Origin of the sequence: Microbacterium sp. KSW4-4, assembly GCF_023091185.1 — a bacterium.
GTDB lineage: Bacteria > Actinomycetota > Actinomycetes > Actinomycetales > Microbacteriaceae > Microbacterium > Microbacterium paraoxydans.
Window position 1 is genome coordinate 937,923 of the sequence record NZ_JAHWXJ010000002.1, and the last position, 25,735, is coordinate 963,657.

The 25,735-nt window shown below is 71.4% G+C and carries 22 protein-coding genes and 1 riboswitch; of the genes, 7 read left to right on the forward strand and 15 right to left on the reverse strand.

The genetic code is table 11. From position 1 onward, the window contains the following. The first annotated feature begins 36 nt into the window (after positions 1–36). From KZC57_RS14080 to nagB, 3 genes are read left to right on the forward strand one after another with little or no spacing between them, the layout of a single operon-like run. Complete coding sequence (locus KZC57_RS14080; RefSeq protein WP_060922844.1) at positions 37–1,224, forward strand: ROK family transcriptional regulator; 1,188 nt, start codon at positions 37–39, stop codon at positions 1,222–1,224. A 31-nt stretch (positions 1,225–1,255) separates the two neighbouring features. Beyond that, complete coding sequence (locus tag KZC57_RS14085; protein ID WP_105949387.1) at positions 1,256–2,221, forward strand: ROK family protein; 966 nt, start codon at positions 1,256–1,258, stop codon at positions 2,219–2,221. Next, on the forward strand, positions 2,214–2,993 hold the full coding sequence (nagB, locus tag KZC57_RS14090) for a glucosamine-6-phosphate deaminase (protein WP_060922846.1): 780 nt from the start codon (positions 2,214–2,216) through the stop codon (positions 2,991–2,993). Before KZC57_RS14085 ends, nagB begins: the two co-directional genes overlap by 8 nt. A gap of 10 nt (positions 2,994–3,003) precedes the next feature. Here the strand turns inward: nagB and KZC57_RS14095 are convergent, their stop codons facing one another. The 6 genes from KZC57_RS14095 to KZC57_RS14120 all read right to left on the reverse strand — a co-directional run bounded on the left by KZC57_RS14095 (position 3,004) and on the right by KZC57_RS14120 (position 10,403). Then, complete coding sequence (locus tag KZC57_RS14095) at positions 3,004–3,411, reverse strand: NUDIX domain-containing protein (RefSeq protein ID WP_060922847.1); 408 nt, start codon at positions 3,409–3,411, stop codon at positions 3,004–3,006. Beyond that, positions 3,404–4,768: an FAD-binding oxidoreductase gene (locus KZC57_RS14100; protein WP_247642007.1), complete on the reverse strand. Its 1,365-nt coding sequence runs from the start codon at positions 4,766–4,768 to the stop codon at positions 3,404–3,406. The genes KZC57_RS14095 and KZC57_RS14100 overlap by 8 nt, the downstream gene beginning before the upstream one ends. Before the next feature lie 10 nt (positions 4,769–4,778). Continuing rightward, positions 4,779–5,150, reverse strand: a complete 372-nt coding sequence (locus tag KZC57_RS14105) for a YrdB family protein (RefSeq protein ID WP_060922849.1) — start codon at positions 5,148–5,150, stop codon at positions 4,779–4,781. Between the two features lie 9 nt (positions 5,151–5,159). After that, positions 5,160–7,217 carry a sigma-70 family RNA polymerase sigma factor gene (locus tag KZC57_RS14110; protein ID WP_247642008.1) on the reverse strand — a complete coding sequence of 686 codons (2,058 nt, stop codon included), beginning with the start codon at positions 7,215–7,217 and terminating at the stop codon, positions 5,160–5,162. 505 nt (positions 7,218–7,722) lie between these two features. Beyond that, positions 7,723–8,895, reverse strand: a complete 1,173-nt coding sequence (locus KZC57_RS14115) for an N-acetylglucosamine-6-phosphate deacetylase (RefSeq protein ID WP_247642009.1) — start codon at positions 8,893–8,895, stop codon at positions 7,723–7,725. Further along, on the reverse strand, positions 8,892–10,403 hold the full coding sequence (locus KZC57_RS14120) for a family 20 glycosylhydrolase (protein WP_247642010.1): 1,512 nt from the start codon (positions 10,401–10,403) through the stop codon (positions 8,892–8,894). Before KZC57_RS14120 ends, KZC57_RS14115 begins: the two co-directional genes overlap by 4 nt. 117 nt (positions 10,404–10,520) lie before the next feature. Further along, positions 10,521–10,605, forward strand: a riboswitch (ZMP/ZTP riboswitch). Between the two features lie 38 nt (positions 10,606–10,643). On the opposite strand from KZC57_RS14120, the gene glyA reads away from it, so the two are divergent. Next, positions 10,644–11,918 (forward strand): serine hydroxymethyltransferase, encoded by a 1,275-nt coding sequence (glyA, locus tag KZC57_RS14125; protein ID WP_025103803.1) that lies wholly within the window; start codon positions 10,644–10,646, stop codon positions 11,916–11,918. Further along, complete coding sequence (locus KZC57_RS14130) at positions 11,915–12,793, forward strand: bifunctional methylenetetrahydrofolate dehydrogenase/methenyltetrahydrofolate cyclohydrolase (protein WP_247642011.1); 879 nt, start codon at positions 11,915–11,917, stop codon at positions 12,791–12,793. Before glyA ends, KZC57_RS14130 begins: the two co-directional genes overlap by 4 nt. Before the next feature lie 80 nt (positions 12,794–12,873). Here the strand turns inward: KZC57_RS14130 and KZC57_RS14135 are convergent, their stop codons facing one another. From KZC57_RS14135 to KZC57_RS14170, 8 genes are all read right to left on the reverse strand, one after another. Continuing rightward, the gene (locus KZC57_RS14135; protein WP_247642012.1) at positions 12,874–13,596 is read right to left on the reverse strand and encodes a DUF6882 domain-containing protein; all 723 of its coding nucleotides are present in this window, start codon (positions 13,594–13,596) and stop codon (positions 12,874–12,876) included. Between the two features lie 22 nt (positions 13,597–13,618). Continuing rightward, positions 13,619–14,863, reverse strand: a complete 1,245-nt coding sequence (locus KZC57_RS14140; protein ID WP_247642013.1) for an MFS transporter — start codon at positions 14,861–14,863, stop codon at positions 13,619–13,621. Positions 14,864–14,944: 81 nt separating this feature from the next. Then, the gene (locus KZC57_RS14145; protein ID WP_144880745.1) at positions 14,945–15,748 is read right to left on the reverse strand and encodes an HpcH/HpaI aldolase/citrate lyase family protein; all 804 of its coding nucleotides are present in this window, start codon (positions 15,746–15,748) and stop codon (positions 14,945–14,947) included. Further along, complete coding sequence (locus KZC57_RS14150) at positions 15,733–16,518, reverse strand: fumarylacetoacetate hydrolase family protein (RefSeq protein WP_060922855.1); 786 nt, start codon at positions 16,516–16,518, stop codon at positions 15,733–15,735. Before KZC57_RS14150 ends, KZC57_RS14145 begins: the two co-directional genes overlap by 16 nt. 9 nt (positions 16,519–16,527) lie before the next feature. Further along, a complete protein-coding gene (hpaD, locus tag KZC57_RS14155; protein WP_060922854.1) occupies positions 16,528–17,694 on the reverse strand; it encodes a 3,4-dihydroxyphenylacetate 2,3-dioxygenase in 1,167 nt (388 codons plus the stop codon). A 30-nt stretch (positions 17,695–17,724) separates the two neighbouring features. Then, on the reverse strand, positions 17,725–19,224 hold the full coding sequence (gene hpaE, locus KZC57_RS14160) for a 5-carboxymethyl-2-hydroxymuconate semialdehyde dehydrogenase (RefSeq protein ID WP_247642014.1): 1,500 nt from the start codon (positions 19,222–19,224) through the stop codon (positions 17,725–17,727). Beyond that, complete coding sequence (locus tag KZC57_RS14165) at positions 19,221–19,907, reverse strand: GntR family transcriptional regulator (RefSeq protein WP_105949397.1); 687 nt, start codon at positions 19,905–19,907, stop codon at positions 19,221–19,223. Before KZC57_RS14165 ends, hpaE begins: the two co-directional genes overlap by 4 nt. Continuing rightward, positions 19,904–21,376 carry a fumarylacetoacetate hydrolase family protein gene (locus KZC57_RS14170; RefSeq protein WP_247642015.1) on the reverse strand — a complete coding sequence of 491 codons (1,473 nt, stop codon included), beginning with the start codon at positions 21,374–21,376 and terminating at the stop codon, positions 19,904–19,906. Before KZC57_RS14170 ends, KZC57_RS14165 begins: the two co-directional genes overlap by 4 nt. A 143-nt stretch (positions 21,377–21,519) precedes the next feature. On the opposite strand from KZC57_RS14170, the gene KZC57_RS14175 reads away from it, so the two are divergent. Next, complete coding sequence (locus KZC57_RS14175) at positions 21,520–22,899, forward strand: MFS transporter (protein WP_144880748.1); 1,380 nt, start codon at positions 21,520–21,522, stop codon at positions 22,897–22,899. A gap of 60 nt (positions 22,900–22,959) precedes the next feature. Here the strand turns inward: KZC57_RS14175 and KZC57_RS14180 are convergent, their stop codons facing one another. Beyond that, positions 22,960–23,667, reverse strand: coding sequence for an IclR family transcriptional regulator (locus tag KZC57_RS14180; protein ID WP_247642016.1), 708 nt, complete (start codon positions 23,665–23,667; stop codon positions 22,960–22,962). A 128-nt stretch (positions 23,668–23,795) separates the two neighbouring features. Here KZC57_RS14180 and KZC57_RS14185 point away from each other — a divergent pair, with 128 nt between their 5' ends. Then, entirely contained in the window at positions 23,796–25,658 is a 1,863-nt protein-coding gene (locus KZC57_RS14185) for an FAD-dependent monooxygenase (protein WP_144880750.1), read from the forward strand. The last annotated feature ends 77 nt before the right edge of the window (positions 25,659–25,735 follow it).

Sequence of the window (25,735 nt, forward strand, 5' to 3'; positions counted from 1 at the left end):
TTGCACAATTCCTGTTCGTAAGGTCTACTAACAAACATGTCCGTTTCGGATGATCAGCGCCCCGCGGCGACGACAGACTTCGTCGCCGCGAACGCGCACGCCTTCGGCCCTGCGCGGCATCTCCGTTCGCGCACCAAGGTGCTCCCCGAGCACGCCCGCGGCCATAACCGCGCGCTCGTGCTGCAGACGCTCTACCACTCGGGTGCGATGAGCCGCGCTGACCTCTCCCGCGAGACGGGCCTCACGCGGGTCACGATCTCCGACCTCGTCGCGGAGTTCATCGCCGACGGCATCGTCGTCGAGATCGGCGTCCGCGAGGCGGTCGGGCCCGGAAAGCCGCCGATCCTCATCGACATCGACCGGGTGGGGCATCAGATCATCGGGCTCGACCTGTCCGGACCGACCGCGTTCGAGGGGGCCGTGCTCAGCCTCGACGGCGACGTCCTGGAGCGGCGGCAGGTGCCGCGTCCGGAGACGCCGGACGGCGACGCGGCGTACGACGCGCTTCGCGGCCTCGCGCAGACCCTCGTCGAGATCGCCACGCAGCCGGTGCTCGGCGTGGGCATCGGCACCCCGGGTGTCGTGCGTCCGGACGGCCTCGTCCTCAGCTCGCCCAACCTCGGCTGGACCGACTTCCCGCTGGAGGCGAAGCTCAGCGCCGACCTCGACCTGCCCGTGCTGGCGCGGAACGACGCCAATGCCGCGGTCCTCGCCGAGTACACGTTCGGCGAGGCGGAAGCCGACTTCATGCTGATCAAGATCGGCCGAGGCGTGGGCGCAGGGCTGATCACCGGCAGCCAGCCGCTCCTCGGCAGCCGTTTCGCCGCAGGGGAGATCGGTCACGTCGTCGTCGGCACGGACGGCGGGCCTCGCTGCGCGTGCGGCAAGATCGGCTGCCTCGAGGCCTGGCTGAGCGTGAGTCGCATGCAGGAGGCGCTCGACGCCGACCCGGCCGCGCGCGAGGAGATCCTCCGCGACTCCGGGACCCGCATGGCGATCGCGATCGCCCCGATCGTCGCCGCCCTGGACCTGTCCGAGGTCGTGCTCTCCGGGCCCGCTGAGCTGCTGGACGGCACGCTCATCGACGCGGCCGTCGAGACGCTCCACGCGCGGACGCTCGAAGGCGTCTTCGAGGACGTCATGGTGCGGCTCACCCGTCAGGACGACATCGTGCTCCGAGGCGCCGCGGTGATGGTGCTCTCGGGGCAGCTGGGGGTGTCGTGACCTCCGCGACCATGACCGGGAACGGCATCCGATGATCGTCCCCGCCTCGGCCGACCGCGCCGGTCGGCCCCTTCGCGTGGGTCTGGACGTCGGCGGCACCAAGATCGACGCCGTCGCCGTTGACCCGGCCGGGACGATCCTCGCCCGCCTGCGTCGCCCGACCGGGTGGGGAGAGGACGCCGTCGTCGACAGCATCGTCTCCACCGTCGCCGCCCTCGCCGAGGAGAGCGGGCTGCCGCTGTCCGCCGTCGCTTCCGCCGGCATCGGCATCCCCGGTCTCGTGGACGCGGAGACCGGCCGTGTGCTCCACGCCGTGAACCTCGGCGTGGAGTCGCTCGACCTCGCGGCGCGCGCCGAGCAGGCGCTGGGCGTCCCCTTCCGGGTGGAGAACGACGTGAAGGCGGCTGCGCTCGGCGCCGCCGTCCTGAGCGACGTCGCTGGCTCGATGGCCTACCTGAACCTCGGCACCGGCGTCGCAGCCGGCATCGTCGTCGACGGCCGCATCTGGCGCGGCGCGCGGGGGACCGCGGGGGAGGTCGGGCACCTCTCGGTCGACCCGCGCGGTCGATTGTGCGGCTGCGGACAGCGCGGCTGCGTGGAGACCTTCTGCGGCGGCGGGGCGCTGGCCAAGGCCTGGGGGCGTCCCGGCGCACTGCCCGTCAAGGACATCGTCGAGGCGGCGGACGCGGGCGATCCGCACGCTCTGGCGCTGCAGGCGGACCTCTTCTTCGGCGCGGCAGCGGCCGTGCGCGTGCTCGTGCTGTCGGCCGACGTCGAGACCGTGGTCATCGGCGGCGGTCTCACCGCGCTCGGCGGTCGGCTCGCGGACGGCATCCGCGCCGCCCTGCACGCGGGCGCCCAGGCGTCACCGTTCCTGAAGTCCCTGCGGCTGGATGAGAGAATCGAACTGCTCCCCGCGGGTTCCCCCGCCGCCGCCTTCGGCGCCGCTCTGGTGGGCGCATCCATTTCTGAGAAGGAGATCGTTCCGCATGGCTGAGGTCGTCATCGTCGAGAATGCCGAGGCCGCCGGCGCCCTGGTCGCCACCGAGATCGTCGAGCTCATCGACCGTCGCCAGGACGCCGTCCTGGGGCTCGCGACCGGATCGACGCCGTTGCCCGTCTACCAGGCACTCCGCAGCCGCCTGGCGGGGCGCGACGTCTCGCAGGTGCGCGGCTTCGCGCTCGACGAGTACGTCGGGATCGACCCGTCCCACCCGGAGAGCTACCGATCGGTGATCACGCGCGAGGTGGTCGAGCCGCTCGGCCTCGACCCGGAGCGCATCCACGTGCCGAACGGCGCGGAGGCCACCATCCAGCACGCCGGTGAGGACTACGACGCGGCCATCGCCGCGGCGGGCGGGGTCGACCTGCAGATCCTCGGCATCGGCACCGACGGGCACATCGGGTTCAACGAGCCCGGATCCTCCTTCGCCTCCCGCACCCGGGTGAAGACCCTGACGGAGCAGACCCGCGAGGACAACGCCCGCTTCTTCGACTCGATCGACGATGTCCCGATGCACTGCATCACGCAGGGGCTGGGGACCATCCTGGAAGCGCGCCACCTCGTGCTGCTGGCGTTCGGCGAAGGCAAGGCCGAGGCCGTGGCCGGTGCGGTCGAGGGGCCGGTCACCGCGCTGCTGCCCGGGTCGGCCATCCAGCTGCACCCGCACGCGACCGTCGTCGTCGACGAGGCCGCCGCCTCGAAGCTGCAGCTCGCCGACTACTACCGCTACACGTTCGCGAACAAGCCGGCCTGGCAGGGCATCTGATCCGGGGGCGCTAGCGCGCTCCGGCCGGCCACGCGAGCGGCAGCAGATGCTCGACGCTCAGCGGGGCCAGCGGGAGCGCTGCGGCGTCGTCCGGGGTGATCCAGCGCAGCTCGGCGAGCTCGGCCTGCACCTGCACCGTCGCCGGATCCACCGAGGTCGCGAAGGCATCGGCCACGACGCGGTGACCCGGTTCATTGGCGGCCGCCGACACGAAGCGGCCCAAAGGGCGCAGGTCGGACTCCGCGAGTTCGAGGCCGAGCTCCTCGTGCAGCTCGCGGATGAGGGTCTCGACGGGCGACTCGCCCGGCTCCGGCTTGCCTCCGGGCTGCATGAAGCGGGTCGTGCCGTGCTTGCGGACGACGAGGACCCGCCCTTGCGTATCGACGATCACGGCGGCGCTCACATGGATGTCAGGCATCGGGGGAGAAGACCTTTCCGGGGTTGAGGATGCCGAGCGGGTCGAAGACCGCGGCGATGTCGCGCTGGAGGCGCCACTGATCCTCGCCGAGCTCGTCGGCCAGCCAGCGCCGTTTGAGGACGCCGATGCCGTGCTCGCCGGTGAGGGTTCCGCCCAGCCGGATCGCGGCGCGGAAGAGCTCGTCGGCCGCCGCCCACACCTGCGGCGGGGTCTCCGGGCCCTCGAAGATGAAGTTCGGGTGCAGGTTGCCGTCGCCGGCATGGGCCACCGTCGGGATCACCATGTCGAACTGCCGCTCGATCCGGGCGATCTCGTCGAACATGGCCGGCATCGCGCTCCGCGGTACCGAGACGTCCTCGATGAGCGTGGTCCCGAGGGACGCCATCGCGGCGTGCATCGACCGTCGGATCGCGAGCAGACGATCGCCCTCGACGTGGTCGTGCGAGACCACGGGAACGCCCTCGTGGGCGCTCAGGATCGCGGCGATGGCGTCCGCCTCCGCGCGCGCGGCCGGACCGTCGGTCTGGATCGTCAGCTGTGCGGCGCCCGGGGTCGGCGCGGGGAGGGCGAGCAGGGCGTGGACGGCGGCGAGGCTCGCGGCATCCATGAGCTCCATGATGGCGGGCTGGATCCCCGCGGCGGTCACCGCCGCAGATCCTGCGGCCGCCGCGCGCACGCCGGGGAAGGTCGCCGTCACGGTGCAGGTCTCGCCCGGCACCAGGCGGCGCAGCTTGAGCGTGGCCCCGACGACGACGCCGAGCGTTCCCTCCGACCCCACGACGAGGGCGGTGAGGTCGAGCCCGGTGACGCCCTTCACGCTGCGGTGCCCGAGGTGCAACAGGCGCCCGTCGGCGAGGACGAGGTCGACGCCGAGCACCGCATCGCGGACGACGCCGTACTTCGCGCACAGCAGTCCGCCGGCTCCGGTCGCGATGTTGCCGCCGACGGTGGAGATGTCACGACTGGCGGGGTCGGGCGGCCACCAGAGTCCCTGGGCCGCCAGATGCGCGTTGAGGTCGGCGTTGAGGATCCCGGGTTCGACCACGGCGAGGAGGTCGTCCGGCCGCACCTCGAGAACGGCGTCCATACGGCGGAGGGAAAGGACGATCTCTCCATCGCCGGCGTTGGCGGCCCCGGCGAGCCCGGTCCCGGCGCCGCGCACGACGACGGGGGTGCGCGTGGCGGTGGCGATGCGCATGGTCTGCTGCACGTCGTCCACGCTCTCCGCGTGGACGACGGCCAGGGGGAGACCCACCGCGGCATGGCCGGAGCGGTCGGCCGTGGCGTCATGTCTCGCCTGCTCGCTGACGTCCACGCGCGCCCCGAGGGCGTCGCGGAGCAGCGAGACGGTGCTCACGACCGTGCGCTCATGCCAGGGCGCGGCGTCCGCTGAGGACCCCGGCGACGACGGCCACCAGCGCGAAGGCCGTGCCGATGAGGGCCTGGCCCATGGACCACCACGCGATGGTCACGCCGACGTAGATGAAGAGCTCCACGACGGCGCGGAGGAAGGGGTGCACCCGGAGCACGGGACGGGGGGAGAGGAAGAGCGCCCACAGCAGGAGGGCGACGACGGGCGCCCCCACGCCGATCACGATGTTCCACGGCAGCTCCCAGCTGGCGAACCCCCACAGGGCGAGCGAGGCGATCGCTGCGATGAGGACGACCACGCGCACGATGTCGAGGGCCGTGAGGGCCGGACGATCGACGCCGGCGACAGGGGAGGAATCCGGGGTCATGCGTCCAGTCTATTCCGCGACCGGAGCGTCCTCCGCCGGAGCCGGGGCCTCCCCGGCCGGGGCCTCCTCGGCCGGGGCGGGCGCAGCCGGTGCAGCTTCGGGGGCCGGTGCGGGCTCCGTCGGCGCCGTTGCAGCAGGCTCCGGCTCAACGGTGTCCGCGGCCTCGTCGACCGGTGTCGCGTTCTCCTCGGAGGTGGTGGGCGCCGTGACCTCATCGACCGGAGGGGCCACCGGTTCGGCCTCGTCGATGACGACCGCCGTCTGCTCGAAGGGAGCAGAGGCCGCCGTGCGCTCATCCGCGCCCGCGCCCTGGGGCTCCAGTGCGTAGAGCGTCGTGTCGGACGAGGGGCCCGCCTCGCCGGACGGCAGGTAGTACCGGAACGTCACCGGTACGAGGTCGGCGATCAAGAACTGGTCCCACGAAGCGCGGAGCTCGAGGGTGCCGGTGCCAGCCTCGCCCAGGACGACGCTGTCGGCGAGTTCGCCAGCGAGAAGGGCCTGCACGATCGCACCCGGGGCGCCTGCGATCGGCACGAAGTAGTACCAGTGCAGATCGTCGCCGAACCAGACGTCGGCGGTGCTCCAGGTGGGCGGGTCCGTGGGGATCGCGGGGCCTACCGGGTCGACGGGGTCCACCGGGTCGACGGGGTCCACCGGGTCGACGGGGTCCACGGGGTCCACCGGGTCGACGGGGTCCACGGGGTCTACCGGGTCGACGGGGTCTACCGGGTCGACGGGGTCGACCGGGTCCACCGGAGCGACGGGCGGCAGCGTGGCCTCAGGAAGCGCGGGGACGACCACGGGGGCAGCGGGAGCCGCGTCGGGTCCGGTCTCCGAAAAGACCGGCGGAGCCGCCTCGTCCTCTGCGGGCGGAGCCGGCGGCTGCTCGACGTCCGGCGTCTCGATCACCACGGGCTCGTCGAGGTCGAGCGACGAGTCCGGCGCGATGTCGGTCGTGATCGACGACGGATCGGTGTCGGAGGCGCTGGGCAGCGAGGTCGCCGGGTTCGAACCGGTGAGGCCGGGGACGATCGCCGCAGCGGCGACCACTCCGGCCACCACGAGGGCGGCGGACCCGGCACCGACGACGGCGCCCATGCCCGTGAAGACGCCACCCGTGCTCGCGCCCGTGCCGCCGGCGGAGCCGGCTCCCGACCCGGCGGCGCCGGAGCCGGCTGCCGCGGCCTGACCGATGCCGCCGTCGCCGACGAAGACCGCACCCGGAATGGTCGACGACATCCCCGCCACTGCCAGGACCGGCGCACCGCCCTGAAGAGCTGCGAGGTACCCGGAGGCGCCGGTGGCACCGAGGACGAGCGGGAGCAGGACGAGTGCGAGGCGCTTGGAGACGTCCTTGGCCTCGGCCGCGACGATCATGCAGCGGGCGCACTCGTCGAGGTGCAGCTCCAGGCGACGGTGGTCGCGGGTCGCGAGGTTGCCGCGCGAGTAGGCACCGAGGTGCTCGATGGTCCACTGGCATTCAGAGCCGGGGCTCGCGCTGCGCAGGTGCGCCTGGATCCAGGCCTCACGCAACCCTTCACGGGCGCGGAAGGCGAGTTGCGAGACCGCGCCCGCCTTCATGCCGAGGAGCGGGGCCACCTCCTGGGGCTTCATCTGCTCGATCTCGGTGTACCAGAGCACTTCCTGCCATCGCGACGGGAGGCTGCGGAAGGCCTGCGCGGTGAGACTGCGGTCGAGGGCCTCGTTCGTGGCGTGCTCGGTGCTGTCCGGGTCGGCCACCGTGTCGAGCTCGTCGATCGCGGTCTCGCGGCGTGCGCGTCCCCATGCGGCCGCGGTGTTGCGGATGCTGGTGAAGAGGTAGGCGCGGAACGAGCCGTTGGGGCCGCCGCCCTTGAGGATCGCCTGGTAGATGCGGGTATAGGACTCCTGCACCAGGTCGTCCGGATCGATCGAGGATGTCACCGATCGCGCGACGGCCATGCCGGACGGGTAGTGCCGTCTCCAGAGTTCCCCGAACGCCCCCTTGTCGCCGGAGCGGACGCGGAGGATCAGATCGGCATCGCCGATGGTCTCGTCTGGTGTGGTGTTCTCTCGGTGCACTGTCATCCATCTGGTCCCGGGGCACACAGCCGTCCCCAGGAGGAGAGACGCGAGAAGGCGTCTTTCATTACGCGGTCAGACCATTCTCTCGCGAAATCGGCATGGTGGCCAGCCCCGGTGCGGACTCGGAGGAGATGCTCGGGAGGGCTCCGCGGTGCCCGGCGCAGACCGCCCGGAAAGTTTTCTGAACTTTTTTCAGAGAACCGCGTAATGAACCGGCCGCCCCTTCGTCTCATCCCGTAGAGACAGCCGAAATGGACTCCACCGGGGGGCGGAGTTCCGGCGCTGGTGCGGGGGGTACTGCACCAGTGGGCGGGTCGGGATCCTCGGGGGAGGAGCTCCCGGCCCCGCCCGCTCGAGCGGGAGGGAAAGGGCCGCCGATCTGGGGAGAACGGCGGCCCTCCACTCCCACCTTGCGAGACGCGCGACGCCGATCTGGGGAATCCGGCGCCGCATCTCGTCCGATCGACCGGAGACCGCAGCGCTGCGCGTCGCGCGCGGCGCTGTCCTCCTAGGCGGGCAGCGCCGGTCCCGACCAGACCCGCGCGACGCGCAGCTCCGCGTCCAGAAGCACGGCATCGCCGAGCAGGCCGGGCCGCAGCGCGCCGAGGTGCGCCTCGCGTCCGATCGCGCGGGCCGGGGTCTCCGTGAGCGCCCGCACGACCTCCGGAAGGGGGACGCCGGCCGCCACCGCCCGCTGCAGGGCGACATCCTGAGTCAGCGTGGAGCCGGCGATCGAGCCGGTGTCGTCCGCGCGGGCCACGCCGTTCTCGACGGTGACCTTCACCGCACCGAGGTCGTACTTGCCGTCGGCGCTCCCGGCCGCGGCCATGGCGTCGGTGATGAGCGCCACCCGACGCGGCGCCGCGTCGAACACGAGCTTGACGACGTGCGGATCGAGATGCACGTCGTCGGCGATGGCCTCCAGGATCACTCGATGATCGGCGGCCGCGGCAAGCACCGGACCGGGGGCGCGGTGGTGGATGCCGGGCATCGCGTTGAACGCGTGGGTCAGCAGCGAGGCGCCGGCTTCGAAGGCGGCGACGGCCATGGCGGCGTCGGCGTCGGTGTGTCCCACCGCTGCCGCGGCCCCCGCCGCGACGATCTGACGGACGGCGTCGATCCCGCCGGGGAGCTCCGGCGCGATGGTGACCTGACGGACGGTGCCTTCTCCGGCATCCAGCAGACGGGCCACGTCGGCCGCGACGGGGTGCCGCAGCAGTGAGGTCTCATGGGCGCCGTGGTGACCGGGGTCGAGGAACGGCCCCTCCAGGTGCGAGCCGAGCACGTCCGCATCGGTCCTGGTCAGGGCGGCGATCAGGGCGACACTGCGGGCGAGGTCGTCGATCGTGCCGGTGACGAGCGAGATGACGGCCCTGGTGGTGCCGTGCTCGCGGTGCAGATCCCGTCCGGTCCGGATCGCGTCCACACCGTCGTCGTACGCCGCGCCCGCTCCGCCGTGACCGTGGATGTCGACGAAGCCCGGCGTGAGCAGCGCGCCCGCGCCCGCCACGGCCGCGCCGTCCGCGACCTCGGTCGCGGGCTCCCAGTCCGTTCCGGTGCCGCGGGACGCCACGACGCCGTCCTCGATGCGCACCCAGCCGTCCTCGACGATCTCCCCGCGGTCGACGAGGCGGACGGAGTGGATGACCAGGGAACCGGTCGCGGAGGAGAGGGTCTTCAACGGGCGCTCCAGGGGATCTCGGGGGCGGGGTGGAAATCGACCCCCTCAGCCTTCCACAGCGGCGCGAGGGCGCCGACCCGGGCGCGGAAGGACTCCCACGTGCGGCCCACGCCCTCGCGCGGCGACCAGGCGATCTCGGCCTGCGCGGCGGCACGGGGGAACACGAGCTGCTCCACCTCGTCGAGCGTGCGGGTGGTCTCGGACCACAGCGGCGCCTCGATCCCCAGGATCGCCTCGTCCGGCACGGCGAGCACGGCGGTCGGCTCCCACTCGTACGCGCGACGGACGTCGATGATCGCGGCCCAGGTGAGGCCGAGCGGGAATTCGGCGGTGTACTTCATGTCGAGGTATGTCGCATCCGCCGCCGACATGATCAGGGCTCCGCCGCGCCCGACGAAGTGCGCGGCCTCCTCGGCATGCGTGCCCGTCGGCGTCGTCATGCCCCAGTACTGGCCGATCGTGCCGCGGGCGATGCCGGCTGCCGACCCCATCTCGTGCCACGCGACCGGGGTCTTGCCCTCCTCGACGACGATCGCCGTCGCGCGCTCCGCGAAGAGGTCGAAGTCGGCCTGGGGCGTGCCGAGGGACTCGTCGCCCCCGATGTGGATGTAGGGCCCCGGGGTCATCTCGGCGAGCTCGCGGACGACGTCGCGGACGAACCGGTACGTCTCCTCCTCGTGGATGCGCATGCTGGAGTGCCCGACGCCCCAGCCCAGGTAGGGCTCTCCGGCCACGGGGAGCGGCTGGCCGAGCTGCTCGGACTGCGTGACCAGCGCGTCGTTCAGGACCGGGGCCTCGACCAGCTCCGGGTAAGCCACGCCGATCGCGTGGGTGTGGCCGGGAAGGTCGATCTCAGGGATCACGATCATGTGGCGTGCGGCCGCGTACGCCACGATCTCGCGGTAGTCGTCCTTGGTGTAGAAGCCGCCGGGGGCGCCGTCGGCCGCGGTGGCGGCGGCCCGCTCGGTGAGCAGCGGCCACGAGTCGATGTGCACGCGCCAGCCCTGGTCGTCGGTGAGGTGCAGGTGCAGGTGGTTGAACTTCAGCGCGCTCGTGCTGTCGATAAACCGCTTCACGTCCTCGACGCCGAAGAAGTGCCGCGCCACGTCGAGCATCACGCCGCGGCGGGCGAAGCGCGGGGCGTCCGCGATGTCGGCGCGGAGCAGCGCCCAGCCCGTGTCGTCTTCCCTAAGCAGCTGCAGCAGCGTCTGGACCCCGTAGAAGAGCCCCGCCTCGTCGGCGCCGACGAGGATGGCGCGGTCGCCGACCTCGAGCGTGTAGCCCTCCGGCGCGGACGACGCCGCGTCGACGAAGAGCTCGATCTCGGCGGGGCCGGAGTCCACCGCGGTGAGGCGGAGGCCGGTGCGACGTTCGACGGCGTCGATCAGCTGTCCGGCGGCGGGGGAGGAGCCGAGCACGCGCGTCGTCGCGGCGAGCGGCAGACGTCCCTCCCTGGCCTTCGCGGACACCGGAGCGGGAACGAGGGGCAGATCAAGAGGTAGGACCATGAACAAAACCTAGCCGTCGAATCGCCGCAAGGGAACAGGGGGATCGAAACGATTCTGCGGACGGCGGGCACGGTGCCCGAAACGGCCGCGTGCGCGGGGTCGCGCATCGGCTATGCTCGTAACCGTCGCGACTGGCGTCTGGGTGGACAACCACCGGGGAGCGACTGACCACGGAATTCGACCGCGCGCCTGGGCCGATAGGAACACCCTTTTCGAATCCGTCGTCAAAAGGAGCACGTCATGACCGACCGTTACTTCAACGCCCCGCTTTCCGAGGTCGACCCGGAGATCGCCGAGGTCCTCGATCGCGAGCTGAAGCGCCAGCAGACCTTCCTCGAGATGATCGCCTCGGAGAACTTCGTCCCCGTCTCGGTCCTGCAGTCGCAGGGCTCGGTGCTCACCAACAAGTACGCCGAGGGCTACCCCGGCCGCCGCTACTACGGCGGTTGCGAGGAGGTCGACGTCGCGGAGGAGCTCGCGATCTCCCGCGCCAAGAGCCTGTTCGGCGCGGAGTTCGCGAACGTCCAGCCGCACTCCGGTGCGTCCGCGAACGCCGCTGTGCTGCACGCGATCGCCCGCCCCGGCGACACCTTGCTCGGCCTCTCGCTCGACCAGGGCGGCCACCTCACGCACGGCATGAAGATCAACTTCTCCGGGCGCCTGTACGACATCGTGGCCTACGGGGTCGACGCCGAGACCTCGACGATCGACATGGACGAGGTCCGCCGCCTCGCGATCGAGCACAAGCCCAAGGTCATCATCGCCGGGTGGTCCGCCTACCCGCGCACGATGGACTTCGCCGCCTTCCGCGCCATCGCCGACGAGGTGGGCGCGATCCTCTGGGTCGACATGGCGCACTTCGCCGGCCTCGTCGCCGCCGGCCTGCACCCCAACCCGGTGCCGCACGCGCACGTCGTGTCCTCCACGGTGCACAAGACCATCGGCGGCCCCCGCTCGGGCTTCATCCTCACCAACGACGCCGACCTCGCCAAGAAGATCAATACCGCGGTCTTCCCCGGTCAGCAGGGCGGTCCGCTCATGCACGTGATCGCGGCGAAGGCGACCGCGTTCAAGCTCGCCGGCACGCCGGAGTTCAAGGAGCGCCAGGAGCGCGTGCTGCGCGGGGCGAAGCTCATCGCCGAGCGCCTGTCGCAGCAGGACGTGAAGGACGCCGGCATCGCCGTGCGCTCGGGCGGGACGGACGTGCACCTCGTGCTCGTCGACCTCCGCGACGCCGAGATCGACGGCAAGCAGGCGGAGGACCTCCTGCACGACATCCACATCACCGTGAACCGCAACGCCGTGCCGAACGACCCGCGTCCGCCGATGGTGACCTCGGGTCTCCGCATCGGCACGCCGGCGCTCGCGACCCGCGGCTTCGGCGACGCCGAGTTCACCGAGGTGGCCGACATCATCGCCCTCGCGCTGCTCCCGGGTGCCGACATCGAGGCGCTCCGCGCTCGCGTGGACGCGCTCGCCGCGGCCTTCCCGCTCTACCCGGACCTGCAGCAGTGACCGCGGTCGTCCTCGACGGCAAGGCGGCGGCGGCCGAGATCCGTGCCGAGCTGACGGAGCGGGTCGCCGCGCTGAAGGAGAAGGGCGTCACCCCCGGCATCGCCACGGTGCTGGTGGGAGCCGACCCCGCCTCGCAGCTCTACGTGGGCATGAAGCACCGGCAGTCGGAGGCGATCGGGATGAACTCGATCCAGCGCGAGCTGCCGGCTGATGCCACCCAGGCCGACGTCGAGGCGCTGATCGACGAGCTCAACGCCGATCCCGCCTGCCACGGGTACATCGTGCAGCTGCCGCTGCCGAAGCACCTCGACACCGACGCGGTCCTGGAGCGGATCGATCCGGCGAAGGACGCGGACGGGCTGCACCCGACCAACCTCGGGCGCCTCGTCCTCAACGTCAACGCGCCGATCCACACGCCGCTGCCGTGCACCCCGCGCGGTGTCATCGAGCTGCTGCTGCGCAACGACTACGACCTCAAGGGCAAGCACGTCGTGGTCGTCGGTCGCGGTGTCACGATCGGGCGCTCGATCGGGCTGCTGCTGACCCGTCGCGACCTCAACGCCACGGTCACGCTGACGCACACCGGCACGGTCGACATGCCGCGCTACCTGCGAGAGGCCGATGTGATCGTCGCGGCCGCGGGGGTCAAGCGCCTCATCCGCGCCGAGGACGTCAAGCCCGGAGCCGCGGTGCTGGATGTGGGAGTCACCCGCGAGACCGATCCGGAGACCGGCAAGAACCTCGTGTTCGGTGACGTCGCTCCCGAGGTCGCCGAGGTCGCCGGGTACCTGTCGCCGAATCCCGGAGGGGTGGGGCCGATGACGGTCGCCCTGCTCATGACCAACGTCGTCGAGGCGGCCGAGCGGACGGTCTGACCTCCCCACCACGTCGCAGATTCACACGAACGCCGCAGGGATCCCCGGGATCCCTGCGGCGTTCGTGCGATTCTGCGGACTCAGACCTGGCCGTGCAGCGAGCTCTCCACGCCGCTGATCCGGGCCTGCTCGTCGAAGCGGATCGTCGCGGTGCCCGAGGCGTCGGTCACCGTGGCGCCGGAGAAGGACTCATCCGTCCAGGCGAGGGTCCACCCGGCGAGACGAGCGAGGTCCCAGACCGCCGTGCGGGCGTCGGGAAGGGGCGTCTGCGCGAGGGTGCGGGGGAGGGCCACCACCGTGTCGGCGACCGTGAGCGGGGCGAGCGGGGCGTCGAGCAGGAACACCGCGCGGGTGCCGCCGTCGACGGGGGCCGAGTAGTACGGGGAGCGTCCGGTGAGCTCCACCGCCACGCCGCCGATCGCGTGCGCCGCGCGGGCGATCCACTCCGCGTCGCCCGGGGCATCGGCCGGGAACGGGACCTCCGGGGCGGTGAGCTCGGCGATCCCGTGCTGCTCGCCGTACGCGCGGAGCTGCGCCGCGACGCCCTGGGGGTCGCCCTGGGGGTGCGCCCACGCCCACAGCAGCGAGCGCGGGCCGGGGGCGATCGTGGCGATGAGGTGCGCGCGGGTCACGAGCTGCCGGGTCGGGTCGTCGTTCGCGGTGAAGGTCAGGGTCCCCGCCGCGAGGTCGGCGTCCCACCGGTGCTCGCCGAGCGCATCGGCGGCCGCGGAGAGGGCGTCCTGGCGGAGCGCGGTGAAGAGGGCGGCACGGTCGGCGAGGGGCTGCAGCGGGGGGAAGGTCATGCCCACAGTCTCGCCGGGATTGCTATGAATCCGCCACTCCCGCGCGCTCCGGGACGGCCGCCGCGGGCCGCCCCATCCGCCACACCGAGGGGACGAGCAGGGTGATCAGGGCGATCGCCGCATAGAGGACCGCGGAGGTGGTGAGCACGGTGGCCGGCTCCGCGTGCGTGACGAGCCAGCCGTACACGAGCGTGCCGATGGGCATCACGACGAAGCTGCCGAGCATGTCGTAGCTCGCGACCCGCGAGAGCTTCTCCCCGGGGATGTTCTCCATCATCGCGAGGTTCCAGCCGGTCGCGAAGACCTCGGCCCCGGCCCCGGCGACGAACGCGGCCATCGCGAGCAGGACCACGGCCGGGTGCACGCCGAGGAGGGTGAGCGGCAGGGCGAACGCCGCCATCCCGATCATCCCGTAGCGCAGAGGCCGGCGGAGCGGGAACCACATCAGCAGCAGGGTCATCACGAGGACCCCTGCACCCTCTGCGCTCACGACCCACCCCCAGCCGGAGATGCCGAGGCGATCGTCGTTCTTCGCGATGTACGGGCCGACGACGCCCCAGGCGCCGACGTGGATCGCGTTCATGATCATGAAGGCGAGCACGATGGTCCACAGCCAGGAGCGGCTCCAGAACTCGTGCCATCCCACCCGGAGGTCGTGGAACATCGTGGTGCCGCCGGAGGCCGCGGGGGGCGGGAGCTTCACGAGCGCGAGGACCGGGATCGCGAGCAGCCAGCCCGCCGCCTGCACGACCATGGCCCACGCGGGTCCCGCGGCGGCCACCAGGACCCCGGCGATGACCGGGCCGCCGATCGTGACGGCCGAGCGGACGAACGACAGCATCGCGTTCGCCTGCTGGAGGTGCGCGGGGGTGGTCAGCTGCGGGATGATGCCCTGCATCGCGGGGAGCACGAACGCGGACGAGGCGCCGTTGATCGCGGAGAGCACGGCGAGGAGCGGGACGGTGGCCGTGCCGGTGAACAGGAGAGCGGCCATCGCTCCGACCGACAGGATGTCCACGACGTAGCAGGACTGGATGATGAGGGCGCGGGGGAGACGGTCGGCGACGACGCCCCCGAACAGGACGAACACGATGTTGCTGATCGTGAAGGCCGCGAGCACGATCGAGAGCGACCGGGCGTCGTTGTCGATCTCGAGCACGGCGAACGCGAGGGCGATGGCCGACATCGAGCCCGTGACGAGTGTCAGGGCGCGTGCGAGGAAGAACCACCGGAAGTTGCGGTCCTGCATCGCCGCCAGTCTGTGCACCGGCTCATCCTTCCCGCCCGCTTCGAATCGCGCAAATGGCCCCATTCCGGCCGCGGATGGAGCCAGGTGCGCGACTCGAAGTCAGTAGCTGGGGCGGCCGGAGGCGTCGGAGCGGGCGACGAAGCGGGCGGCGAGGGCCTCGGAGGCGCGGGCGAGGAGGGCGACGTCGGCGCCGACGGCCACGAAGTCCGCACCCGCCGCGAGATACGCGTCGGCGGCGGAGGGGTCGAAGGCGTTCACGCCCACGGGCTTCCCTGCGGCACGCACCGCGGCGAACACCGACTCGACGGCGGCGACCACGTCCGGATGCGTCTGCTGTCCGAGCAGGCCCATCGACGCGGACAGGTCGGAGGGCCCGACGAACACCGCGTCCACCCCGTCGACCGCGGCGATGTCGGCGGCGGCCTCGACCCCCGCGGCCGTCTCGATCTGCACCGTCAGCGACACGTGCTGCGCGGATTCCTGCAGGTAGCGGTCGACGCGGTTCCAGCGGGCGCTGCGGGCGAGCGCGCTGCCGACCCCGCGGACGCCCTCGGGGGGATAGCGGGTCGCGGCCACGGCGGCCCTGGCCTCGTCGGCGGACGACACCATCGGCACGATGAGGTTCTGCGCGCCGAGGTCGAGGACCTGCTTGATCGCGACCGCATCGTTGAAGGGCACCCGGACGAGCGGGGCGACAGGATAGGCCGCGACCGCCTGGAGCTGGGTCAGCACGGACTCGAGCGTGTTCGCCGAGTGCTCCATGTCGATGAGCAGCCAATCCAGTCCGGAGCCCGCGGCGACCTCGGCGAGCAGCGGGCTGCCGGAGCACACCCACATCCCCACGAAGGGACGATCGGACGCGGCGAGCTGCGCGCGGAAGGACGGATCTAGACGAAGCGGCATGTGATGGTCCCCATCGGTCCGTAGTCGCACAGCACCTCGTCGCCGCGCGACACCCACATCGGGCGTGTGAACGATCCTGCCAGGATGATCTCGCCCGCCTCCAGACGCGCGCCGTGCTGATGGAACTTGTTCGCGAGCCACGCCACTCCGGTGGCCGGATGCCCGAGCACCCCGGCGGCGACGCCGGTCTCCTCGATCTCCCCGTTGCGGGACAGCACGCCGGGCACCCAGCGCAGGTCGATCTCGTCCGGGCGCTTGCGCACCGTCCCCAGCACCATCGCCCCGTAGGCGGCGTTGTCGCTGATGGTGTCGACGATCGTGCGGCCCTCGAGCTCGATGTGCGAGTTCAGCACCTCGAGGGCCGGCACGGCGTAGTCGATCGCGGCGAGGGCGTCCTCCAGCGTGCAGTCGGGGCCCTCCAGTGGTTCCTTGAGCACGAACGCGAGCTCGACCTCGATGCGGACGTTGGAGAAGTGATCCGTGGGGATCTCCGCGCCGGACTCGTACACGGTGTCGTCGAACATGACGCCGTAGTCGGGCTCGGTGATCCCCGTCGCCTGCTGCATGGCCTTCGAGGTCAGGCCGATCTTGCGCCCGACCAGCCGGCGGCCGGCCGCGACCTGCGAATCCCGCCACACGCCCTGGATGGCGTAGGAGTCCTCCACGGTCGCCTCGGGGTACCGCGCCGTGATGCGCGGGATCACCCCGTGCGTGCGGTCGGCCTCCGCGAGCTCCGCGGCGATCTGCGCGATGGTCTCCTCAGACAGCATGAGCGTCTCCTAGAGCTGGTGGCCGAGCTTGTACTCGCCCTGCTTGTACTCCGGCATCGACTTTTCGCCCTCATCCGCGCGGGTGTAGGAGAAACCGTCGGCGCCGATCGTCACGGCCATCTCGCTGGAGTCCGTGCGGGCGACGACGGGCTGCGGGTTGCCGTCGAGGTCGAGCACGAGCGAGGCATCGGTGTACCAGGAGGGAACCACCGGGGTGCCCCACCAGTCGCGGCGCTGGTTGTCGTGCACGTCCCAGGTGACGACCGGGTTGTCCGGGTCGCCCGTGTAGTAGTCCTGCGTGTAGATCTCGACGCGGTGGCCGTCCGGGTCGCGCAGGTAGAGGTAGAACGCGTTGGAGACGCCGTGCCGGCCGGGGCCGCGCTCGATGGCGTCGGAGCGGCGCAGCGCCCCGAGCTTGTCGCAGATCGCGAGGATGTTGTGCTTCTCGTGCGTCGCGAAGGCGACGTGGTGCATGCGCGGACCGTCGCCGCCCGTCGCCGCGGTGTCGTGCACGGTGGGCTTGCGGCGCATCCACGCGGCGTACACGGTGCCCTCGTCGTCCTGGATGTCCTCCGTCACGCGGAAGCCGAGGTCCTGGTAGTGGCGCACCGCGCGCGGCACGTCGGGGGTGACCTGGTTGAAGTGGTCGAGGCGCACGAGCTCGCCGGGGGTGTGCAGGTCGTACCGCCACGACAAGCGCTCCACGTGCTCGGTGGCGTAGAAGAACTCGTACGGGAAGCCGAGCGGGTCGACGACGCGCACGGAGTCGCCGATGCCCTTCACGAAGCCGTTCTCCTGACGACGGACGTCGCAGCCGAGTTCCGTGTAGAACTCCACGGCGCGGTCGAGGTCCTCCGCGGCGCGCACCCGGTACGAGAACGCGGCGACCGCGGCGATGGGCCCCTGACGCAGCACGAGGTTGTGGTGGATGAACTCCTCGGTCGAGCGCAGGTAGATCGCCTCGTCGTCCTCCTCGGTCACGTACAGGCCCAGGATGTCGACGTAGAACTGCCGCGAGGCGGCCAGATCGGTCACGACGAGCTCCATGTACGCGCAGCGCAGGATGTCCGGCGGCGTGCTCTTCGGCGTCGCGACGGGGTTGTCGCTCTGGATCGGGGCCTCCTGGCTCACGTAGTAGCCGGAGGAGGTGAGGGTCTTGGCGGTCTTGTCGGTCATGTCAGCGTCCTTGCTTGTGTCCGGCGGGCGTCAGTTCTTGCCGAACGTCGGGTTGTGCGGGGTCGAGGCGAGCGTGATGTGCACGCTCTGCTGGTCGGTGTAGAAGTCGATGGAGCGGTAGCCGCCCTCGTGGCCCAGGCCCGACGCCTTCACGCCGCCGAACGGCGTGCGGAGGTCACGGACGTTGTTGCTGTTCAGCCACACCATGCCGGCCTCGACGGACTGCGCGAACGTGTGGGCGCGCTTGAGGTCGTTCGTCCAGATGTAAGCGGCGAGGCCGTACTTCGTGTTGTTCGCGAGCGCCAGTGCCTCCTCGTCGGAGTCGAACGGGGTGATGGCGACGACCGGGCCGAAGATCTCCTCCTGGAAGATGCGGGCGTCGGGGGCGACGTCGGCGAACACCGTCGGGGCGACGAAGTTCCCCTCCTCGAAGCCCTCGGGACGACCGCCACCGGCGACCAGGCGGCCCTCGGTCTTGCCGATCTCGACGTAGGACATCACCTTGTCGTAGTGCTCGGGGTGCACGAGCGCGCCGACCTCGGTCTCGGGGTCGTGCGGGTAGCCGACCTTGACGCGCTGCGCCTGCGCGGCATAGCGCTCCACGAACTCGTCGTAGATCGAGCGCTCCACGATGATGCGGGACCCGGCGGTGCAGCGCTCGCCGTTGAGGGAGAAGACGCCGAAGATGGTGGCGTCGACGGCGGCCTCCAGGTCGGCGTCTCCGAAGACCACGGCGGGCGACTTGCCGCCGAGCTCCATCGACAGGCCCTTGAGGAACGGCGCGGCGTTGCCGAAGATGATCTGCCCCGTGCGGCTCTCGCCGGTGAAGGAGATGAGCGGCACGTCAGGGTGCTTCACCAGCGCGTCGCCGGCGTCTTCGCCGAGGCCGTTGACGAGGTTGAAGACGCCCTGCGGCAGGCCCGCCTCCTCGAAGATGCCCGCCCACAGCGAGGCGGAGAGGGGCGTGAACTCGGCCGGCTTGAGGACGACCGTGTTGCCGGTCGCGAGCGCGGGGCCGAGCTTCCAGGACTCGAGCATGAACGGCGTGTTCCACGGGGTGATGAGCCCGGCGACGCCGATCGGCTTGCGGTTGACGTAGTTCATCTGCTTGCCCGGCACCTTGAAGGCGTCGTCGGCCTGGGCGACGATCAGGTCGGCGAAGAAGCGGAAGTTCTCGGCGGCGCGGCGGGCCTGACCGAGGGCCTGCGTGATCGGCAGGCCGGAGTCGTAGGACTCCAGCTCTGCGAGGCGGGCGTCGCGCGACTCGACGATGTCGGCGATCCTGTGCAGCACGCGCGAGCGCTCGCGGGGGAGCATGCGCGGCCAGGGCCCCTCGTCGAAGGCGCGCTTGGCGGCGGCGACGGCCCGCTCGATGTCGGCCTTCTTGCCGGCGGCGGCCGTCGTGTAGGTCTGGTTCGTCACCGGGTCGAGCACGTCGAACGTGTCGCCGTCGATCGAGTCGACGAAGGCGCCGTCGATGTAGTGCTGGATGTGGTCGGGCAGGTCGGCGGGGATGCGGGAGTCGGTCATGATGCTTCTCCTTCGGCGGGGACGGAACGGGTGTGCAGGGCGTCGAGGAACGCGTCCCTCGTGCGCCACCGGTGGTTGCGGGCGGCGAGCTCGATCTCCAGCGGCTCGGCGCCGTCGCGGATCAGCTCGAGGATCTGGGCGTGCTCGTCGACCGAGTGGTGGGCGCGGCCGGGTACGTAGGCGAAGGTCGAGTCGCGGATGCCGGACAGCCGGGCCCAGCCGCGGTGCACGAGGTCGAGCAGGTGCGGGTTGGGGCACGGCTCGAACAGCACGGAGTGGAACTGCCGGTTGAGCTCGGTGAACGTGTGCGGGTCGAAATGGTCGAGCAGGCGGCTCATGCGCTCGTTGACCTCCGCGGCCTGCGCGAGCGCGTCGGCGTCGAGCAGGGGAGCGGAGAGCGCGGTGGCCGCCCCTTCGACGAGTCCGAGCGTCTGCATGGTGTGCGCGTATTCGCCCTCGTCCACGAGGGTCACGCGGGCGCCGACGTTGCGCTCGAAGGTCACGAGCCCCTCGGCCTCCAGGCGGCGGATCGCCTCGCGCACCGGGACCACGCTCATCCCCAGCTCCTCGGCGATCGGACCGAGGACCAGGCGGTAGCCGGGACCGTAGGTGTGCGCCGAGATGCGCGCGCGGATCCAGGCGTACGCCTGCTCCGACTTGCTGGCGCTCTCGACCGTGCTCACTTCCGCTCCGCTCCGGTGCCTGTCGCCTGCTCGTAGCGGGCGCGCCACTCGGCGTTCATCGGGAAGAGGCCGTCGACCGGGTGCCCGGCGGCGACCTGCTCGGCGATCCAGGCGTCCTCGATCTCCTGGGCCACGGCGTCGGCGGCGACCTCGGCGGCGAGAGCCGGGGGGATCACGATCACGCCGTCGCTGTCGCCGACGATGATGTCGCCGGGCTGCACGGTGGCACCGCCGCACGATATCGTCACATCGACGTCCCACGGCACGTGCTTGCGGCCGAGCACGGAGGGGTGCGCGCCCTGCGAGAAGACCGGGAGCCCGATCTCAGCGACGGCCTGGAAGTCGCGCACACCGCCGTCGGTGACCACGCCCGCCGCGCCGCGGGTCTGCGCGCGCAGGGCGAGGATGTCGCCGAGCGTGCCGGTGGTCGCGTCGCCGCGGGCCTCGATGACGATGACCTCGCCTTCGGCGACCGCGTCGAACGCGCGCTTCTGGGCGTTGTACCCACCGCCGTGGGTGCGGAAGAGGTCTTCGCGGAACGGCACGAAGCGGAGGGTCTTCGCGGTGCCGACGATCTTCGTGCCCGGGAGGTTGGCGGAGACCCCGTCGATGAAGCAGGAGTGGTGTCCGCGCTTGCGCAGCTGTGCCGAGAGGCCCGCGGTGGGGGCTTCGAGGAGCTGCGCGCGGAGCTCCGGGGTGAGCGTGGGCGCCGTGTCCTCGACGGGCAGGCCGGCGAGCTCGCGGGAGCCCCAGGCCTCGGTGCGCTGGAGGTCGTCGACCGCGGGGAGCGAGCCGAGGTCGCCGTCGAAGGGGACATCCCCCTGCGTGACGGTCGTGACCAGACGGCCGGACGTGGGGGCGCCGGGGGTGTCCGGGGCGTCGACCTCGATCTCGACCACGTCGCCGGGGACGATGACCGACGAGCCCGCGGGGGTGCCGGTGAGGATCACGTCGCCGGTCTCCAGCGTGAAGTGCTGGGAGAGGTCGGCGACGAGCTGGGCCAGCGGGAAGATGAGCCCGGCGGTGGTGTCGTCCTGGCGGAGCTCGCCGTTCACCCAGGCGCGCACGCGGAGGGCCGCCGGGTCGACCGTGCGGGCGTCGATCAGCTCGGGGCCGAGCGGGGTGTACCCGTCGCCGCCCTTGGAGCGGACGTTGGAGCCCTTGTCGTTGGCGCGCAGATCGTAGAGACCGAGGTCGTTCGAGGCGGTCACCCACTGCACGTGGTCCCAGGCGTCGGCGAGGGCGACCCGGCGGGCCGGGGCGCCGATGATCAGCGCGATCTCCCCCTCGAACGCGAGCAGCTCGGTACCGGCGGGGCGCTCGACGGTGCCGCCGGAGACCCCGACCGAACTGGCCGGTTTGAAGAAATAGGAGGGGTGGGCGGGGCGTCGACCACGCTGGTCGGCCCGCGAGGCGTAGCTCAGGTGGATCGCGATGATCTTCCCCGGGCAGGCGATGGTGTCCGTCACGGATGCGCCTCCTCGCGCTCGTCGGGACGCGTTGTGCGTCGTATCCGAAATCATATATCATCGTCTCACCCCTCGGCAAGCAGATCGGATTCACGTCCGTGCGCGCCGTGACAACGCGGTCACAAGCACAAAGGAGACACCCCATGAGCGGGCAGTCACAGGGTGGGTTCACGCCCACCGGAACCATCGCGACGGCGGCCGACCGGCGTCGCGTCGTCTTCGCCACCGTCGTCGGGACCACCGTCGAGTGGTACGACTTCTTCATCTACGCCACGGCGGTCGGGCTGGTCTTCGGACAGCTCTTCTTCGCTCCGCTCGGCGCCAACAGCGCTCTCGTCGGCTTCGCCACGGTCGGTGTGAGCTTCCTCTTCCGTCCCCTCGGCGCGTTCCTCGCCGGCCACTACGGCGACAAGCTCGGCCGCAAGGCAGTGCTGATGTGGACGCTGATCCTCATGGGGGCCGCGACCGCCCTGATCGGACTGCTCCCCACCTACGAGACCATCGGCGTCATGGCGCCGATCCTCCTCGTGCTGCTGCGCATCGTGCAGGGCATCTCGGCCGGCGGCGAGTGGGGCGGCGCGGTGCTGATGGCCGTCGAGCACGCCCCGCGCAAGAAGCGCGGCATCTTCGGCGCCTCCCCGCAGATCGGCGTGCCGCTCGGCCTGCTGCTGGCGTCGGGCGTCATGGCGCTGATGACCGCGATCGCTCCGGGCGACCAGTTCCTCGCGTGGGGCTGGCGCGTGCCGTTCCTGCTGAGCGTCGTGCTGATCCTCGTGGGCTACTACGTCCGCCGTCGGGTGGAGGAGAGCCCGGTGTTCGCCGAGCTCGCCGAGCGCAAGGAGAAGGCGAAGATGCCGATCGTGCAGCTCTTCCGCAAGCACCTGCTGCTCGTCATCATCGCGGCCCTCGTCTTCGCCGGGAACAACGCCGTGGGCTACATGACCACCGGCGGCTACATCCAGGGCTACGCCACGAACCCCGAGGGGCCCATCGGCCTCGAGCGCGGGCCCGTGCTGTGGGCGGTCACCGGATCGGCCGTGACCTGGCTGCTCACCACGCTGCTGGCCGGCTGGGTGTCCGACCGCATCGGCCGTCGCACGACCTACCTCATCGGCTGGGTGCTCCAGCTCGTCGGCGTGTTCACGCTGTTCCCGCTCGTCAACACGGGTGACGTGGGGCTGCTGTTCGCGGGTCTCGCGATCCTCACGATCGGCCTGGGCTTCACCTACGGGCCGCAGGCGGCGCTGTACACCGAGCTGTTCCCCGCGAGCATCCGGTTCTCCGGCGTCTCCATCTCGTACGCGATCGGCGCGATCGCCGGTGGCGCCTTCGCGCCCACGATCGCGACGTTCATCGTCGATCAGACCGGCTCCACCGAGGCGGTCACCTGGTACCTCGCGGGCATGACCCTCCTCGGCCTCGTCGCCACGCTCCTGCTGCGCGACCGCTCGGGCATCCCGCTCGGTCCGGACCATGAGGAGGAGCAGTCGGTCAGCCCGATCCGCGGGCTCGCGAAGGTCTGACACCCCCTGCCACGAGAGCGCACGTCCCGTCCCGGGGCGTGCGCTCTCGGGCGTTCCGGCTCAGCCGTCGAGGGCTTCGCGGATGAGGGCGGCGGAACGCTGGAGTCGCGCGGCGATCTCCCCGTCGTCCAGGTCGGTGGCCACGTGCACGACGGCGATCGCGGCGGGACGCTGGCCGCGCAGACGCAGCGGGACGGCGACGGACTGCACCGTGGGGATGACCTCGTCGTGGCTGGTCGCGTACCCGCGTGCGGCGGCGGTGTCGACGTCGGCGCGCAGGGCGGGGGAGATGCCGACGGGCACCTCCGCGCCGTCGAGCTGCGCGAGGATCGCCTTCCCGGGGGCGCCGACCGTGACGGAGTGCCGGGCACCGGGCCGCTGCGCGACGCTGGCGACGGCGTGCCGCGGCTCGACGCTGGCGAGGGTGATGCACTCGGCCCCGTCGAGGACGGCGAGGAAGCAGGTCATGCCGAGCTCGTTCGCGATGGCGGTGAGCTCCGGCAGGGCCTCGGCCTGGAGGTCGTGGGCGACACCGGCGGCGAGAGCGGCCATGCGGGCGCCGAGGCTCACGGCGCCGCTCGCGTCGCGGGTGACGAGACCGTGATCCTCGAGGGTGCGGAGGAGGCGGTAGGCGATGGAGCGATGCACTTCGAGGCGGCCGGCGATGTCGTCGATGGTCAGCGCGCTGCGGGCGTCGGCGAGCACCTCGAGGATGCGGATGCCGCGGCTCAGCGTCTGCGAGGCGGGGGCGGCGGGGCGCTCGGACATGGCTCTCCTTGCGATGCGCGAGGCACCGGTCTAGGCTGTGTTCAATAGTAGAACACTGTGTTCGAATATAGAACACGGGGTTCCTGGACGCAACACCCGACGAAGACGTCCGGAAGGAATCGACGACGATGCAGTTCCACCACCACGGCTATGTGTCCGGAGACCCGCGCGTGCAGGACGCCGCCGGCACCGGGATCGACCGCCCCGCCGCCCTGCCCGACGAGGTCGACGTCCTCATCGTCGGCTCCGGGCCCGCGGGCATGCTGCTCGCGGCACAGATGTCGCAGTACCCCGACATCACGACCCGCATCATCGAGAAGCGCGAGGGCCGCCTCGTCCTCGGACAGGCCGACGGCATCCAGCCCCGCAGCGTGGAGACCTTCCAGGCCTTCGGCTTCGCCGAGCGCATCATCGCCGAGGCCTACAACATCGGCTGGATGAACTTCTGGGGCCCCGACCCCGAGCACCCCGATCGGATCGTGCGGACCACCCGCACCGCCGACTACGCCTACGACATCTGCGAGTTCCCGCACCTCATCGTCAACCAGGCCCGCGTGCTCGACTACTTCGCCGAGGCGGCGGCCGACGGCCCCGGACGGATCGTGCCGGACTACGGCGTCGAATTCCTCGGGCTCACCGTGCACGAGGAGGGCGAGTACCCGGTCGAGGTGCGCGTCCGCCATGTCGGCGAGGCCGACGAACGCGTCGTCCGGGCGAAGTACGTGGTGGGCTGCGACGGCGCCAGGAGCGGCGTGCGGCAGGCGATCGGCCGCACGCACGTCGGCGCGAGCGCCGCGCACGCCTGGGGCGTCATGGACGTGCTCGTCAACACCGACTTCCCGGACTGGCGCACCAAGTGCGCGATCAACTCGAAGGCCGGCAACATCCTGCACATCCCGCGGGAGGGCGGCTACCTCAGCCGCATGTACATCGACCTCGGCGAGGTCGCGGCGGACGACGACCACCGCGTGCGGCAGACGCCCATCGAGGAGATCATCCGGCGCGCCAACGCGATCCTCCACCCCTACACGCTCGATGTGAAGCAGGTGGCCTGGCACAGCGTCTACGAGGTCGGCCACCGCGTGACCGACGGCTTCGACGACGTGGACCCCGGCGCCGACCGCAGCCCGCGCGTCTTCCTCACCGGCGACGCCTGCCACACCCACAGCGCCAAGGCCGGCCAGGGCATGAACGTGTCGATGCAGGACGGGTTCAACCTCGGCTGGAAGCTCGGTTCCGTGCTGAGCGGCCGGGCGCCCGAGTCGCTGCTCGCCACGTACGGCGCCGAGCGTCGTCCCGTCGCGCAGCAGCTCATCGACTTCGACCGCGAGTGGTCCAGCCTCATGGCGCGCAAGCCCGAGGAGATCTCCGACCCGAACGAGCTGGCCACGTACTACCTGGCGACGGCCGAGTTCCCGTCCGGGTTCATGACCCAGTACACGTCCTCCATGATCACCGGCACCGACGCCCACCAGGCGCTCGCGGTCGGGTACCCGCTGGGCAAGCGCTTCAAGTCGGCGGAGGTCGTCCGGGTCGGGGACGGCAACGTCGTCCACCTCGGACACCACGCGAAGGCCGACGGCCGGTGGCGGGTCTATGCGTTCGGCGACCGGACCGGCGAGGCGCTCGCCGCGTGGGCGGAGGAGGCGGCGCCCGTGTTCGCACGGTTCACCCCGGCTGATGCCGACGCCGACGCCGTGTTCGACGTGAAGGCCGTGTACCAGCAGCCCTTCGAGGAGGTCGAGGTCACGACGACGCCCGAGCTCTTCCAGCCGAAGACCGGCCCGCTCGGACTCACCGACTGGGAGAAGGTCTACGCTGCGGGCCCGAGCAAGTGGTGCGGAACGGACATCTTCGAGGCGCGGGAGCTGTCCCGCGACGGCGTCGTGATCGTCGTGCGCCCGGACCAGTACGTCGCCGCGATCCTCCCGCTCGACGGCGTGGACGAGCTGGCGGGCTTCCTGGACGGGGCGCTGCTTCCCGCGCGCTGAACCTCGGCATGACACGTGTCATGCCGAGGAGATGACACCGCCCTCCGGGCGGCCGCCCGCTCCGGCGCGAGGCTGGA